Consider the following 14,847-nt stretch of genomic DNA (forward strand, 5'->3'; position numbering starts at 1 on the left):
CATGTCTGGCGTCCGTCTCAACAATGTCTGGAAGCGGTTCGGCGCGACGGAGGTCCTCAAGGGGATCGACCTCGCCTTCGACGACGGCGAGTTCATCGTGCTCGTCGGTCCTTCCGGCTGCGGGAAATCGACCCTGCTCAACATCGTCGCCGGTCTGGAAGGCCTCAGCGAAGGCGAGGTCTTCATCGGCGACCGGAAGGTCAACGACGTCCCGCCCAAGGACCGCAACATCGCGATGGTGTTCCAGTCCTATTCGCTCTACCCGACCAAGACCGTGCGCAAGAACATCACCTTCGGGATGGAGATCCGGCGCACCGACAAGGCGAAGCAGGGCGAGGCGCTGCAGCAGGTCAGCGAACTTCTTCACATCGACGACTATCTGGAGCGCAAGCCGGCGCAGCTCTCCGGGGGCCAGCGCCAGCGTGTGGCCATGGCCCGTGCGCTGGTGCGGGACCCGGACCTCTTCCTGTTCGACGAGCCGCTGTCGAACCTGGACGCGAAGCTGCGCATCGAGATGCGCACCGAGATCAAGAAGCTGCATCAGCGGCTCGGCAAGTCGATGATCTACGTCACCCACGACCAGATCGAGGCGATGACGCTGGCCTCGCGCATTGCGGTGATGGACCAGGGACACGTCCGCCAGTTCGCCCGGCCGGAGGAGATCTACGAGGAGCCCGCCGACCTGTTCGTGGCCTCCTTCATCGGCTCTCCGCCCATGAACATCCTGAACGGCACGGTGAGGCGGGGCGACGGCGGTGCGGTCGTGGAGGTTTCTGACCGGGACGGCACCATCGCGTTTCCGCTGCCGGCCAAGCTTGCCGAAACCGTCGGCGGCCAGGAGGGGCGCCAGGTCAAGCTCGGCCTCCGGCCGGAAACGATATCGGAGCGGGACGGGCAGCAGACGGGGGAGAACCTGTTTGCGTTCGAGCGCCCGGTCGAGGTGATCGAGCCCACCGGCCCGGATACCATGATCATCTCCTCGCTGGGCAGCGCGGAGCTGATCGCCCGGGTGCGCCCCGGCGCGCCGGCCGAGGTCGGCCAGCCGTTCGCGTTCGAGGTGAACATGGCGAAGGCGAAGCTCTTCGACGTTGAAACGGGCAAGCGCATCTGATCGACCATTTCCGGCAGCCCGTCCCGTGTGGCAAGCTCCCTCTCGGCCGCTTCAAGGTGGCCCAACACCGGCCTTCGTCCGATGGCGGAGGTCCTGACAAACGAACTTGAGGAGCGCCATGCCGACCGCCGCCTATGACCAGGGTCTCGACCGCCGGGTCGCCAACTTCGCCGCCCTGTCGCCTCTCGGGTTCCTGGAGCGATCGGCGCATGTCTACCCCGACCATCTCGCCGTCGTGCACGGGGATCGTCGCTACTCCTGGGCGGACGTGTACGACCGGGCGCGGCGCTTGGGCTCCGCGCTCCAGGCCCACGGGATTGGCAAGAACGACACCGTCGCGGCGATGCTGGCCAACACGCCGGAAATGATCGAGTGCCATTTCGGGGTGCCCATGGCCGGCGCGGTGCTGAACGCGCTCAACATCCGGCTGGATGCGGAGGCCATCGCCTTCATGCTCGATCACGGCGAGGCCAAGCTGGTCATCTGCGACACCGAGTTTGCGCCGGTGATGGCCGAGGCGCTGGCGAAACTCGGGCGGACGATCCCGGTGATCGACGTGGACGATCCGATGGCCGCCAAGCGGCACGCGCCGATCGGCCAGGCCGACTATGAGAGCTTTCTGGCGGGCGGAAACCCGACCTTCGACTGGGCGCCGCCGGCCGACGAGTGGGACGCCATTTCCCTGAACTACACCTCGGGCACCACGGGCGATCCGAAGGGCGTCGTCTACCATCACCGCGGTGCGCACATGAACGCGCTCGGCAACATCCTCGCCTGGGACCTCGCGCATCATCCGGTCTATCTCTGGACCCTGCCGATGTTCCACTGCAACGGCTGGTGCTTTCCGTGGACCATCGCCGCGCTGGGCGGCACCAATGTCTGCCTGCGTCAGGTCAGCGGCGATGCGATCCTGGAGGCCATCCGGAGCCAGGGCGTCACCCATTTCTGCGGCGCGCCCATCGTGCTTTCCATGGTGGTCGATGCGGTGACGTCGACGGAGGTCGCGCTGCCGCATCAGGTGAAGGTGATGACGGCGGCGGCCCCGCCGCCGGCCTCCACCCTCGAGGCGATGGAGAAGGCGGGCTTCGCCGTTACCCACGTCTATGGTCTCACCGAAGTCTACGGGCCGGCGGTGGTCTGCTCCTGGCACGCGGACTGGAACGCGGAATCCTCCGAAGAGCGCGCGCGTCTCAAATCCCGGCAGGGGGTGCGCTACCACGTGCTGGCCGACCTCAAGGTGCTCGATCCCGAGACGCTCGCGGAAGTGCCGCACGATGGGGAAACCATCGGCGAGATCATGTTCCGCGGCAACGTGGTGGCCAAGGGCTACCTCAAGAACCCGACATCGACGGACAGCGCGCTGTCCGATGGCTGGTTCCATTCCGGCGATCTCGCGGTTGTGCATCCGGACGGCTATCTTCAGATCCGCGACCGCTCCAAGGACATCATCATTTCCGGCGGCGAGAACATCTCGTCGGTGGAGGTGGAGGACGTGCTCTATCGCCATCCGGCCGTTTCCGCTGCTGCGGTGGTGGCGCGGCCGGACGAGAAATGGGGCGAGACCCCCTGCGCCTTTGTGGAACTCAGGGCGGGGCAGACCGTGAGCGAGGAGGAGATCGTCGCGTTCTGCCGCGATCACCTCGCGCACTATAAGTGCCCCCGGACCGTTGTCTTCTCGGCCCTGCCGAAAACGTCGACGGGCAAGATCCAGAAATTCGAGCTGCGCGACCAGGCGCGCCGGCTCTGAGCGATCCTTTTGGGGGGCGATCATGGACGTGATGACCGGGGGAGAGGCGCTGGTCCGCACGCTGGAAGCGCACGACGTCGATACCGTGTTCGGCCTTCCCGGTGCGCAGATCTACGGGCTGTTCGACGCGCTCGCGCGCTCCAACCGGATCCGGGTGGTGGGCGCCCGTCACGAGCAGGGCTGCGGCTACATGGCTTTCGGCTATGCCCGCGCGTCGGGCCGGCCCGGGGTCTATTCGGTCGTGCCGGGTCCCGGCGTTCTCAACACCGGGGCGGCGCTGATCACCGCACTCGGCGGCAACGAGCCCGTCCTGTGCCTGACCGGACAGGTGCCGAGCGCCTTTCTCGGGCGGGGCAGGGGGCATCTGCACGAGATGCCCGACCAGCTCGCCACGCTGGAAGGGCTGACCAAGTGGGCCGACCGGGTCGACCATCCAAGCCAGGTTCCGGACAAGCTCGGACGGGCGTTCCAGGAAATGGCGTCGCTTCGGCGCGGACCGGCGGCCGTCGAAATGCCATGGGATCAGTTCACCAACCGCGCGCCTGTGGCGCTGACCGATCCCCTGCCGCTCCAGGCCGAACCGCCGGTCGATCCCGACCGGGTTGCCGACGCCGCCAGGCGCATCGCCGACGCGAAGGCGCCGATGATCTTCGTCGGCTCCGGGGCGATCGAGGCGACGGAGGAAGTGCGGGCACTTGCCGAGCGGATCGGTGCACCGGTCGTGGCCTTCCGGTCGGGACGCGGCATTGTCTCCAACCGCGATCCGCTCGGCCTGACGATCGCGGAGGCCTACGAGCTTTGGGCGGAGACCGATCTTGTGATCGGGATCGGGACGCGGCTGGAAGTGCCGGGCTGGCGCTGGAGCTGGCGTCCCGAGGGGCAGACGACCATCCGGATCGACATCGACCCGGCCGAGCTGCGTCGGGCGCCGTCCGATGTCGACATCCTCGGCGGCGCGGCGAGCGCGACGGCGGAGCTGCTGGCGGCCCTGGAGCGCATCGGCGCGGCGCTCCCCGACCGCTCCGAGACGATCGCGGTCGCCAAAGCAAAGGCGGCCCGGGAGATCCAGGAGATCCGTCCGCACGCGCAGTATCTCAAGGTGCTGCGCGATGTGCTCCCCGACGACGGCATCGTCACCGACGAGCTGTGCCAGGCGGGGTTCGCGTCGTGGTATGCCTTCCCGGTCTACCAGCCGCGGACGTTCCTCTCATCGGGCTATCAGGGCACGCTCGGCTCGGGCTATGCGACGGCGCTCGGCGCGAAGGTGGCGAAGCCCGACGCACCGGTCGTGTCGATCTGCGGCGACGGCGGCTTCATGTTCGCCGTTCAGGAACTCGCCACGGCCGTCCAGTACGGCATCGCCGTGACCGTCCTCGTCTTCAACAACTCCGCGTACGGAAACGTGCGCCGGGATCAGGAACAGCACTTCGACGGCCGGGTCTTGGCCTCGCCGCTTCAAAACCCGGACTTCCCGAAGCTGGCGGAGTCCTTCGGCGCACGGGCGGCCCGGGTCACGAGCCCCGAGGAGTTGAAGCCGGCTCTGGAACGCGCCCTGGCCAGCGGCCTGCCGACCGTGATCGAGATCCCGCTGGATCTCGCGTCCGAGGTGTCGCCCTGGCGCTTCATTCATCGTTGATCCTGTCCAGGCCAAGCCGAACTGGGCTTGAGTCCCGGGCACGGGCGGATCATTCCGGCCTTGCGGAATTCGGTGGGCCGGGCCTCGGTTGGCGCGCCGAACGGACCGCAATCGCGCCCATATAGGAAATTTCCCACAATCAAAGTGGGAAACATTCATTTTGACATCTGCCCCAAACAGGCTTCCCATTTTCGGGACAACACAGGATCCGACCGCGCCGCGGCGACCCCCTTGGAGCCGCGGGAAGCGGTCGGCGGGAGGAAATCCAGCCGGTGGGGAACGGCCGTGGACACGGATCAGCTGGTCTCTGAGATCACCCGGTTCTGCCGCCATCATGAAATGGCGGAATCGACGTTCGGGCGCGTCGTGGCCAACGATGGCAAGCTCGTGGCCCGGCTGCGCGACGGAAAGAGCATCACCCTCAAGACCTTGAAGAAGGTCGAGGACTATATGTCGGCCCACGATGGTGTGCCGGCCGATGCACACGCTGCGAACGGCAACGCAAACGGTGCTGCGGACGTCGAGGCGGGCGCGCCCGGTGTCGTTGAGGCGATCGATCCGGAGTCCACGAAGTCGGAGCGCAACTTCCGCTTCTTCGACAACCGCCAGAAATATCTGCTGTTCGTGAACACCTGCTCGGAGAAGTGGGTCGTCGCCAACCGCGTCTCGATGGAGCTGGCGAACATCCATCCGAAGCCGCCGGCGATCCGCCTGTTCGATGCGGGCGTCGGCGACGGCACGGTGCTGACCCGGGTGATGCGGGCCATGCACGCCCGGTTTCCGACCATGCCGCATCTGATCGCCGGCAAGGAGATCAGCCTGGAGGACATCCGGCTGACCGTGGAAAAGATGCCGGACCGCTTCTACGAGCATCCGGCGAGCGTCGTCGTCCTCACCAACATGTTCTATTCCGAGGCGCCCTGGCTCAGGGTGCACAACCCGGCGGCCGCCAACAGCCTGGTGTGGGAAGAGGTGCCGCTGCGCGGCTCGTCGTCGTTCGACTTCGAGGAACAGCTGACCGCGCTCGAACCGTTCCTGGCGGAGAACTGGAAGGCGAAGGCGCATCCGCGCACAGGCAACCCGGTCTACGAGCGTCCGGTCGTGCTGGTGCTTTACCGGGAAGACCACAAGTTTCTGCTGGACTCCGTCATTCCGCGGCCCGGCGCAACCCGGGCCGACTACGACCTCGTCATCGCGTCGCAGCCCTACCGGCTGCGTGTCCCGGCCCGGTTCAAGGCTGAAAAGGTGGTGGCGCCGCTGGCGCGCGCGCTCGGTCCCGGCGGGCGCCTGATCGGCATCCATTCCCACGGCGACGACCCGGGGCTGGAGATCATCCGCAACGTCTGGCCCGACGAGAATCCGTTCGAGAACGACCGGCACGACATCCTGAAATCGACCAAGGACGTGCTCGGGTCAGCCGGACGCGACCTGAAGTTCAACGCCTATTCCGATGCCAGGTCCATCTTTCGGTACGACATGCACACGCTGCCGAACGAACTGGAAGGGCCGATCGGCACCTCCACGCTGTTCGCCGCCTGGAACGCGGCGATCTACGTCAATCAGATCGAGGACGAACGGCTCAACGAAGCCGTGAGGGACGGCATCTATCTCGATGCCACCCGCGACGTTCTGAGGAAGCACGGCGGGCTCTGGTTCCACGACGAGAGCTTCGTCATCTCAAAGAAGATGGGGTAGGAAACAATGGTCCAGCACAGCGACGTCCTTGAGATCAAATCCGGATTTGGTGCCACGATCAGCGTCGTCAGCGACGCCGCTCTCGAGCGCGTGGGGGAGCCGGACCTTTTGCCGGACCCGGCAGGCGAGACCTCCGGACGGTCGGCCGCGGATGTGGCGCGCTATCTCGCCATGAACGTGGTCGCCGCCGGCTTCGCCCAGCGCTGCACCGTTCAGCTCCACTACGCGCTCGGCGTCACCGCGCCAACCTCCGTGCGGGTCGACTTTCACGGCTCCGGCAACATCGACGAAGCCAGGATCGCGGAGGCGCTCCGCCAGGTGATGGACCTTCCGCCGGACGGCGTGCGCGAGCACCTGCGGTTCAATCGAAGCGTTTCGGTCCGCACGATCGCCCGTGGCCATTTCGATCGCAGCGAGGCCGGACGTGACGTGTTCGCCTGGGACGAAGGCGATCTGGTGGATGCGCTCAAATGCCGTCTGCACAGCGGTAAGGTCATGTCCGGTCTGCTGCGCAGCGGCGGGGACCGCGAGACACCCAGGTGATCCCGGCTTCGTCTGCAGCCCTGCCGGGCTCTTCTGAGGCGCCGGACCAGCTCCTGCGCCGGCCGATCTCGCTCGAACTCGCACCGAGTGAGGTTGCGGCGTTCGAGCCGGATCCGGCCGTCTTTCCGCCGGGATCGCGGGTGTTCCTGTCGCATATCGAAGGCAAGTCGCTCGCCGACCAGGCCGAGGCCGCTGGCCGGCTGACCCGGAAGGGCTTCCGGCCGGTCCCCCATCTCGGCGCCCGCAACTTCGACACCGGGGGCGACTTTGCGGCCCATGTCGACCGTCTGGCGGCTGCGGACGTGCGCGAAGCACTCTTCGTCGGCGGCAATCCGGCGACGGCGCGCGGGCCGTTCGCGCAAGCGGCCGATCTCCTGTCCCATGCGGCGATGGCAAATTGGCCCGTGGAGAAGGCCTATCTCGCGGTGCACCCGGAACGCCATCCCGCCGTCGATGCCGCGACCCTGACCGCCGCCTTCGAGCGAAAGCTGATCCTGTGCCGGGAGCGCGGCATCACCCCGGCGGCCGCGTCGCAGTTCGAATTCGACGGCTCCCATCTCGCGGGATGGGCGCGGACGTTTGCCCAGGCGCATCCGGGGATGGAGCTGCGGCTCGGGCTGGCCGGTGTGACGTCGCTGCCGAAGCTGGTCCGCTATGCCGTCACCTGCGGAATCGGCCCGTCCCTGTCCGTGCTCAGGAAATCCCCCGGAAGCCTGTTCAATGTCGCCGCGGAGCGCGATCCCGGGGACATGCTGGCTGCCCTCGACGCGGCCGCGCTTCCGGCCGAAATCAACGTCCACTTCTTCGTGTTCGGCGGCTGGAAGAAGACGCTGGACTGGGTGGGGCGACGCGACGGCTGACCCGAATGCGATCGGGGAGCGGGGATGCAGCAGCGCCGAAAGTGGCTGGGGCGCCAGGATTCGAACCTGGGATCACGAGACCAAAACCCGTTGCCTTACCGCTTGGCCACGCCCCATCCGGCTCGGGACGACCCGAGACGTGAGAAGCGGCGTTCTAGCGCCTCGCATTGCGCTCTGCAACGGGTGAGACCCCACATGTGACCGCCCGGGCATGCTGCCGCAGGCTCATCCGACCCGCTTGGGCGAGGGCGGCTCTGCGGATCCGAATCGCCCGGTCCCCCCGACAGAATCTCCGATCGTTCGCGATACCGCCCGCAGATGCTGCCTGCCGGCGACGATAACCACTTCTTAACGGGCCGAACGGCGCAAAACTGCCGGTTTCGGGCATTCCGGGGGCGGCCGGTTAGAATTCATTAACCATAACTGGGCCACAACGAAGCATGGCTCATGTGTTCGACAGGGTATCGGCTTCAACGAAAGCCGATCGGATGAGCCCAACAATATGAGGCGTCCAGGCGAGCGATCCCGCGGTCAGGTCCACTGTCTGCAACCGACGAGCTTGGAGATTCGAAATGAAGACCAAAGCCATCCTGATCGGCGTGGCGACCTCGGTCGCGTGCGCCTCCGGAGCCAGCGCCGCCGATATTCCGCTCGCGGCGGCTCCGGAGCCCATCGACTATGTCCGCGTCTGTGACGCTTACGGCGCCGGCTTCTACTACATCCCCGGCACCGACACCTGCCTGAACGTTTCTGGCCGGGTGCGGGCCGAATACCGTCTGTTCGACTTCGACCAGGCCTTCCGTCAGGGGATCCAGGCGCCGTCCCAGGCGCGCGACTTCGATTCCACCGAGTTCCGCGCCCGTGGCTACATCTACATGGACTCGCGCACCAACACCGAGTTCGGCCTGCTGCGCACCTACACTGAACTCTACGGAACCGTCGACGGCGCCGGGCCGGTCGATATGACCCTCGAGCACGCCTACATCCAGTTCGGCGGCTTCACGTTCGGTCGGGGACAGTCGTTCTACGACTTCGTCAACTACTCGACCTACGCCTCCGTCTTCACTCCGCAGGTTTCCGACCAGAAGACGAACCTCGCCGCCTATACGTTCGTGTTCGGCAACGGCTTCTCCTCGTCGCTGTCCATCGAGGACGCGGAGTCCCGTCGCACGGAAATCGGCGGTCCGTACAGCACCACCACCACTTCGGTCGTCGGGTTCGACTCCTCCGGCAACCCGATCACCGCCACGACCACCACCGGCGTCGGCTATGGCGGTACGAAATATCCCGACCTCGTCGCCAACCTGCGCGTCGACCAGGGCTGGGGCTCCGCACAGCTGATGGGCGCGATGCACCAGGTCTGGCCGGGCTACCGGGCCGAGGGAACGGCCTCCAGCAAGATCGGCTTCGCGGCCGGCGGCGGCGTGCTCGTCAACCTCCCGTTCGGCATGAACACGGCCTTGAACCTCACCGGCACCTACGCGAACGGCGCCTCCAGCTACGCCTCGACGAGCACCACCGGCTTCTTCTCGCCGCGCGGCTTCCTGGTCGAGACGGTCGACGCCAGCTTCAACCCGGCGACCGGCGATATCGAAACGGCCCAGGCCTGGTCGGTGTCGGGCGGTGTCGGCACCCAGATCACGCCGGAAGTCGGCTTTGCCCTGCAGGGCGGCTTCTTCCAGCTCAGCGATCAGGTCGACAGCAACAACAGTTTCTCCAACGTCGACGTCCAGGGCGACGTGACCTATTCCCCGGGCAACATCGACGGCTTCGAGATGGGCGTGGGAGTGGAGTACCGCAACGTCAATCCGAACGAGGACGGGGCCGGACAGGGCGACGCCTACGCGGGCTACTTCCGCGCCGAGCGGACGTTCTAACCGATCCGGAACACCGGCGGCGCGTTCAGCGCGCCGACCTCGGACGAACCTACAGGGCCCGCGGCTGCATCGATGCAGCCGCGGGCTTTTCGTTTGGGCACGGGCGTTGGGAACGGTCGCCGCTGACGTACAGGTAACCCTTTGGCTCCGGGACGGCGCGTTCGGGCGCTGTTGCCTCATGGCAACACGATTTCCGCCCCCGGCAAACCGCGGTGGTGGCCTCAGCACCGATCCTCTACCGTCGGACATCGCGGCCATTCCGGACCGCGACGTCGGACTCGGCTGGGGCTGCCCGACCGTCTTCTCAAGCCTTTCGGGGGATGACCATGAAACGCTGGCTTCTCGGTGCCGGAATAGCCGGCCTTGCGCTCGGTACGGCGAGCGCGGCGGATCTGCCGGTGGCGCCGGAACCCATCGACTATGTGCGCGTCTGCGACGCCTTCGGAGCAGGCTACTACTACATTCCCGGAACGGACACGTGCCTGCGCATCCATGGCCGGGTGCGCGTGGACTATCGCTATTTCGACACCGACTTCACGACGAACTGGCGAAACTACAATTCGACCGGCTTCCGCGCGCGCGGGTACATTTATATGGATTCGCGCAGCAACACGGAGTTCGGGCTGCTTCGGACGTTCAACGAGATCTACGTGACCAGCGACAGCCCGGGCGGGAACCGGCTGACGCTCAATCACTCCTTCGTTCAGCTGGGCGGGTTCACGTTCGGCAAGACCCAGTCCTTCTTCGACTTCGTGGAGTATGTGACCTGGGCCGCGATCTACTACCCGGCCGTCTCCGATCTGAAGACGCCGGTGGCCGCCTATACCCATGCGTTCGGTAACGGCTTTTCCGGATCGCTGTCGCTTGAAAGCGCCGACGAACGCCGCCTCGGGATCGGCAACTACGGCCCCGGCTACGGCGGGACGAAGTATCCGGACATGGTCGCGAACCTGCGCGTCGACAAAGGCTGGGGTTCGGCGCAGGTGATGGGCGCGCTGCATCAGGTCTGGACCGGCGCCAACCCGGCGGGCGTGACGCCCGACAGCGATCTCGGCTGGACGATCGGTGCCGGTGTGACATTCGACATGTCCCTGCCCGGCGAGACGTCCGCCAACCTGTCCGGCTCCTATTCCCAGGGTGCGGTGGCATATGTCACCTCCAGCCCGGGCGGTGGCCCGTTCGAGGCCTATGACGGGGTCTACGACCCGGCCACGAACGAGGTGGATACCTCCGAGGCGTGGGGCGTGAGCGGGGGCATCACCCACAACTGGACGCCGACGCTCTCCACCGCGCTGCAGGGAGGCTACTTCTCCTACGCGAACGATGCCGCGCCTTCCGGTGACTTCGGCCAGTGGTCGGCCCAGGGCAACATCGTCTGGGCGCCGGTCGCCGGCCTCATCATCGGCACGGAGCTCGAGTATCAGTACTACGACGCGTCATCGTCCTCGGCGCTCGGCGATGGCGACAACCTTGCCGCCATCTTCCGGGTCCAGAAGACCTATTGATGGGCTGATGGGGCCGCGCGGAAGCAAGCTCCCACGCACGGGTTTCAAAGCTAGGGCCGGGCACATGGTGTCCCGGCCCTTTTTCATGATCGGGCCGCCGGTGCGTCGAAAGAGGAGCCGCTGCGAGGATGGCGCACCCGCCCACGGCCCGGTTCCGGTACGGCGAATCTCCCGGCCGGCCGGGGGGAATCGCGTGCAATCGGCGAATCCCTGCCGCCGAAACACCCTTCTCTGAAGCCTGCCGCGCCGCCTTTGAGGATTGAAAATCAAGGAAGAACGGAGGGCCATGGTTACCCAATCCTTGCCAAAACCGGGGGGGCACCCCCGAGATTGTGTCGTCTCTGCAACAGCACCCCCCAAAACAGGCTGCAGGACCCCCTCAGGGCTATCGTTGCGATTGAACCAGCCGGCCTAATCGATATGGTCACCCTGCAACCGGTCACCGACCGGGAGCGACTCGAGTGTCGATGTTGAGCCTCTAGGTAATCGCGACGGCGGCTCGGGTCTGATCAGAGAAGGCCGGTTGAAACCAACGGCCTCAGTCTTTGGGTCAATTGGTCAGTCTCTTATCTGACAAGCTTGGAGGTCAGGAAATGAACATTAAGAGCCTTATCCTCGGTTCTGCTGCCGGCATCATGGCAGTCTCCGGGGCCCAGGCCGCGGACCTGCCGGTCGCTCCCGAGCCGATCGATTACGTCCGCGTCTGCGACGCTTTCGGTGCGGGTTACTACTACATCCCGGGTACCGACACGTGCCTTTCGGTTCGTGGCCGTGTCCGTGCTGAGTACCGCTACTTCGACAGCGAGTACGTCACCAACTGGCGCGACTTCAACTCGACCCAGTTCCGTGCCCGCGGCTACATCTACATGGACTCGCGGACCAACACCGAGTTCGGCCTGCTGCGCGCCTACAACGAAGTCTGGGTGACCGTTGATTCGCCCGGCTCCACGAGCCTCTCGCTCTGGAACTCGTTCATCCAGTTCGGCGGCTTCACCTTCGGTCGCACGCAGTCGTTCTACGACTTCGTTGCTTACCCGACCTGGGCCTTCGCCTTCACCCCGCAGGTCTCTGACCAGCGTCAGAACCTCGCCGCTTACACCTTCGCCTTCGGCAACGGCTTCTCCGCCTCGCTGTCGGTCGAAGAGGCCAGCGCGCGTCGTTCGGGCATGACCAACTGGGCCTACGGCGGAACGAAGTACCCGGATCTGGTCGCCAACCTGCGTATCGACCAGGGTTGGGGTTCTGCTCAGCTGTCGGGTGCTCTGCACCAGGTCTACTCGGCCTACAACGCCTTCGGCACCACGCCGGGTGGTGAGCTCGGCTGGGGCGTCAACGGTGGCGTCGACTTCAACCTGCCGTTCGCGGCCGGTGCCAGCCTGAACCTTTCGGGTGCCTACACGAAGGGTGCGATCGCCTACGCCTCCAGCAGCATCTCCGTTCCGCTGAACGCTGGCGATGCCACCTGGAACCCGGCTACGGGTGATCTCGACCTGGCGACCGCTTGGAGCGTGTCGGGTGGTCTCGGCTTCTCCTTCACCCCGACCGTGGGTGCTGCGATCCAGGCCGGCTACTTCGACTACGAAGACGGCAACATCGCCGCCAACGACTTCAAGAACTACGACGTGCAGGGTAACATCACGTGGCAGCCGGTTTCCGGTCTCGTGATCGGTACCGAAGTTGACTACCGCTACGTCGACGCCGCGAACACCTCCGGTGTCAGCGACGGCAGCATCTGGGCTGGTGCCTTCCGCGTCCAGCGCACGTTCTAATCAGTCAGATCTCCGGATCTTTCTGAGGAGCCCGGCGGGAAACCGCCGGGCTCTTTCTTTTTGGTCTATTGCAAAGGGCTCGCAGGTTTCGACCGGTGGGCCCTTTGCTGTGTGAGAGGCGCATTTTTCGCTGCGTTTGGACCAGGTCTACGCTAGGGTCTCGGCGAAATCCGAGTGGTCCGGAGGTTGGGGAGATACCGCATGTTTCGTTGGGTAGCCGCGGCAATCGTCACGATCGTCATCCTGGTGGTGGTCGGATCGGTCGGGAACAGGGCGGAGACGGATGTCGAACTGGGGGCACGGGTGTCCGATCGGCTGGCCGCCGAGGGCCTCGACTGGGTCCGGACCGAAGTCACCGGCCGCAAGGTGTCGGTCATCGGCGCGGCATCGACGGAGACCGATCGGGACAAGGCGCTGACGATCGTGCGATCGACCCCCGGGGTGGCAGGCGTGATCAACAACCTCGACGTTCTGCCGAGCGCGGATCCCTTCACCTTCACGATCGAGGTTGCGCAAGCGGGTGTGACGGCGTCGGGCGTTCTGCCGAGCTCGAAGGCGGTCGACGAGATCGGCTCGGAGCTCACGGCGGCATTCGGGGCCGGTGTAGACACCGGCGGCCTGAAGGCGGCGAGCGGCGCACCGGCCCGGTTCCGGCTTGCGGCCTCGACGGCCGTGAGCGCGGCGCAGCTTCTGTCTTCCGGCTCGGTCTCTATCGAAGAGATGGAGATCAGGATAGCCGGAACCGCAAGGGACGAGGCGGCCTACGAGGCGCTGTCCGGGGGAGGGGCCGTGTCGGCGCCCGACGGCTATCAGGTGGTCACCGACTCCGTGTCAGCGCCTGCGGCGAAGGGCGGATCGGAAGGGACCGACGGCTAGAGCAGCTTTCCCTTCGGGGGAGCCATCCGAGCGATCCGGAATCGCTCCGGATCCAATTGAACGGGCCAATCCCGTTCGAGCCGGTTCCGTGTGATCGGACCCTGCGGCACGGCGGCTAGGGCCATCATGCCTGCGGCGGTCGGATCGGTATCGACCGGACCGAACGGGTCGTACGTGCGTTTCCATCGAAAGTGCCCTGGGCGCTTCGGTGCGGTCGGGCCGGCGGGCGACGGCGTCTGACGTTGGTCAGGCGCCGACTGCGCGCCGTGTCCGCTGGGGCCGGTCGTTTCGATCCAGGAATTCCGCGATCTGGGTCTGGGTGGCCCAGGTCCACAGGAGGGGCGCGTGGCCCTGGTCGGGGACCACGAAGGTCGAGAGCTTCGGGTGGGCCAGGCGCATGGCTTCGAGCGTTCCGGTCGACAGGATGTCGGACAGGGCGCCGCGAATCGCGAGGGTGGGAACCTGCGCGAGTTCGTAGAAGGCGGGCCAGAAGTCGGGAAGCGGCGCGTCGGGGCCGAAGGCTTCGAAGGCCTCCTTGAGGGCGGGGTCGTAATCGTAGACCGGCCGGCCGTCTTCCTCCCGGAAGATCTGGCGGGCGAGGCGCATCCAGTCGTCGCCGGCCAGCTTCGGAAAGCACATGCCCTGGGTTGCCTTCAGGGCCGCGATCGCCTCGTCCCAGGTTTCCGGGTTCTCGGCGCCGACATAGCTGGAAATGCGCTGCAGCCCTTCGCGGGACAGGCGAGGGCCGATGTCGTTGAGGATGGCGAGGCCGATCCGGTCGATCGCGGTGACGGCCAGGCCCATGATGACCAGGCCGCCACGGGACGTTCCGACAAAGGAGGCCTTGTCGATTTCGGCCGCATCCAGCCCCCGCAGCACGTCGTCAAGTTCGGTCTGGGGCGTGTAGGTCGAGGCGGGGGCGTAGCCGGAGCGCCCGCGCCCGCGGAAATCCATAGCGATGACACGACGCGGGGTCGCGGCACGGCTGGTCAGGAAGACCGCGAGGGCGTGAAAATCGCGGCTGTTGCGGGTCACGCCGGGAAGGCAGACGACCGGCGCGCCGACAGCATGAGGCGGATGGTAGTCCCTGGCGAACAGCTGTGTTCCGTCCGCTCCGGACCACGTCATGGCGCTCCAGAGGCTGTCGTCGCTCGCGCTGGTCATATCCCCTCCTTGATCTGGAATGAGACGGTGGTGGCCGAAAATTGACGTGAGTTCAACGTGCTGC

At 66.1% G+C, this 14,847-nt stretch carries 11 protein-coding genes and 1 tRNA gene; 10 read left to right on the forward strand and 2 right to left on the reverse strand.

All coding sequences use genetic code 11. The features are described 5' to 3' along the window. Position 1 precedes the first annotated feature (1 nt). The 6 genes from J2S73_RS06175 (at position 2) to J2S73_RS06200 (ending at position 7,592) form a co-directional block, all read left to right on the forward strand. Positions 2-1,111 carry an ABC transporter ATP-binding protein gene (locus J2S73_RS06175; RefSeq protein WP_306884574.1) on the forward strand — a complete coding sequence of 370 codons (1,110 nt, stop codon included), beginning with the start codon at positions 2-4 and terminating at the stop codon, positions 1,109-1,111. A gap of 118 nt (positions 1,112-1,229) precedes the next feature. Next, on the forward strand, positions 1,230-2,858 hold the full coding sequence (locus J2S73_RS06180) for an acyl-CoA synthetase (RefSeq protein ID WP_306884575.1): 1,629 nt from the start codon (positions 1,230-1,232) through the stop codon (positions 2,856-2,858). A gap of 22 nt (positions 2,859-2,880) precedes the next feature. Next, positions 2,881-4,494: a thiamine pyrophosphate-dependent enzyme gene (locus J2S73_RS06185; protein ID WP_306884576.1), complete on the forward strand. Its 1,614-nt coding sequence runs from the start codon at positions 2,881-2,883 to the stop codon at positions 4,492-4,494. Between the two features lie 285 nt (positions 4,495-4,779). Next, positions 4,780-6,189, forward strand: a complete 1,410-nt coding sequence (locus J2S73_RS06190) for a hypothetical protein (RefSeq protein ID WP_306884577.1) — start codon at positions 4,780-4,782, stop codon at positions 6,187-6,189. 6 nt (positions 6,190-6,195) lie between these two features. Then, positions 6,196-6,732, forward strand: a complete 537-nt coding sequence (locus J2S73_RS06195; protein ID WP_306884578.1) for a methionine adenosyltransferase domain-containing protein — start codon at positions 6,196-6,198, stop codon at positions 6,730-6,732. After that, complete coding sequence (locus J2S73_RS06200) at positions 6,729-7,592, forward strand: methylenetetrahydrofolate reductase (RefSeq protein WP_306884579.1); 864 nt, start codon at positions 6,729-6,731, stop codon at positions 7,590-7,592. Before J2S73_RS06195 ends, J2S73_RS06200 begins: the two co-directional genes overlap by 4 nt. Before the next feature lie 42 nt (positions 7,593-7,634). Here the strand turns inward: J2S73_RS06200 and J2S73_RS06205 are convergent. After that, positions 7,635-7,708 (reverse strand) — tRNA-Gln (locus J2S73_RS06205). Between the two features lie 456 nt (positions 7,709-8,164). On the opposite strand from J2S73_RS06205, the gene J2S73_RS06210 reads away from it, so the two are divergent. From J2S73_RS06210 to J2S73_RS06225, 4 genes are all read left to right on the forward strand, one after another. Then, a complete protein-coding gene (locus J2S73_RS06210; RefSeq protein ID WP_306884580.1) occupies positions 8,165-9,469 on the forward strand; it encodes a porin in 1,305 nt (434 codons plus the stop codon). Positions 9,470-9,795: 326 nt separating this feature from the next. Further along, positions 9,796-10,974 carry a porin gene (locus tag J2S73_RS06215; protein ID WP_306884581.1) on the forward strand — a complete coding sequence of 393 codons (1,179 nt, stop codon included), beginning with the start codon at positions 9,796-9,798 and terminating at the stop codon, positions 10,972-10,974. 593 nt (positions 10,975-11,567) lie between these two features. Continuing rightward, positions 11,568-12,743 (forward strand): porin, encoded by a 1,176-nt coding sequence (locus J2S73_RS06220; RefSeq protein ID WP_306884582.1) that lies wholly within the window; start codon positions 11,568-11,570, stop codon positions 12,741-12,743. Positions 12,744-12,944: 201 nt separating this feature from the next. Continuing rightward, positions 12,945-13,619, forward strand: coding sequence for a BON domain-containing protein (locus tag J2S73_RS06225; protein ID WP_306884583.1), 675 nt, complete (start codon positions 12,945-12,947; stop codon positions 13,617-13,619). Between the two features lie 246 nt (positions 13,620-13,865). On the opposite strand, the gene J2S73_RS06230 is transcribed toward J2S73_RS06225, so the two are convergent. Beyond that, a complete protein-coding gene (locus J2S73_RS06230; protein ID WP_306884584.1) occupies positions 13,866-14,783 on the reverse strand; it encodes an alpha/beta fold hydrolase in 918 nt (305 codons plus the stop codon). Between the last annotated feature and the right edge of the window lie 64 nt (positions 14,784-14,847).

The organism is Amorphus orientalis (assembly GCF_030814015.1).
GTDB lineage: Bacteria > Pseudomonadota > Alphaproteobacteria > Rhizobiales > Amorphaceae > Amorphus > Amorphus orientalis.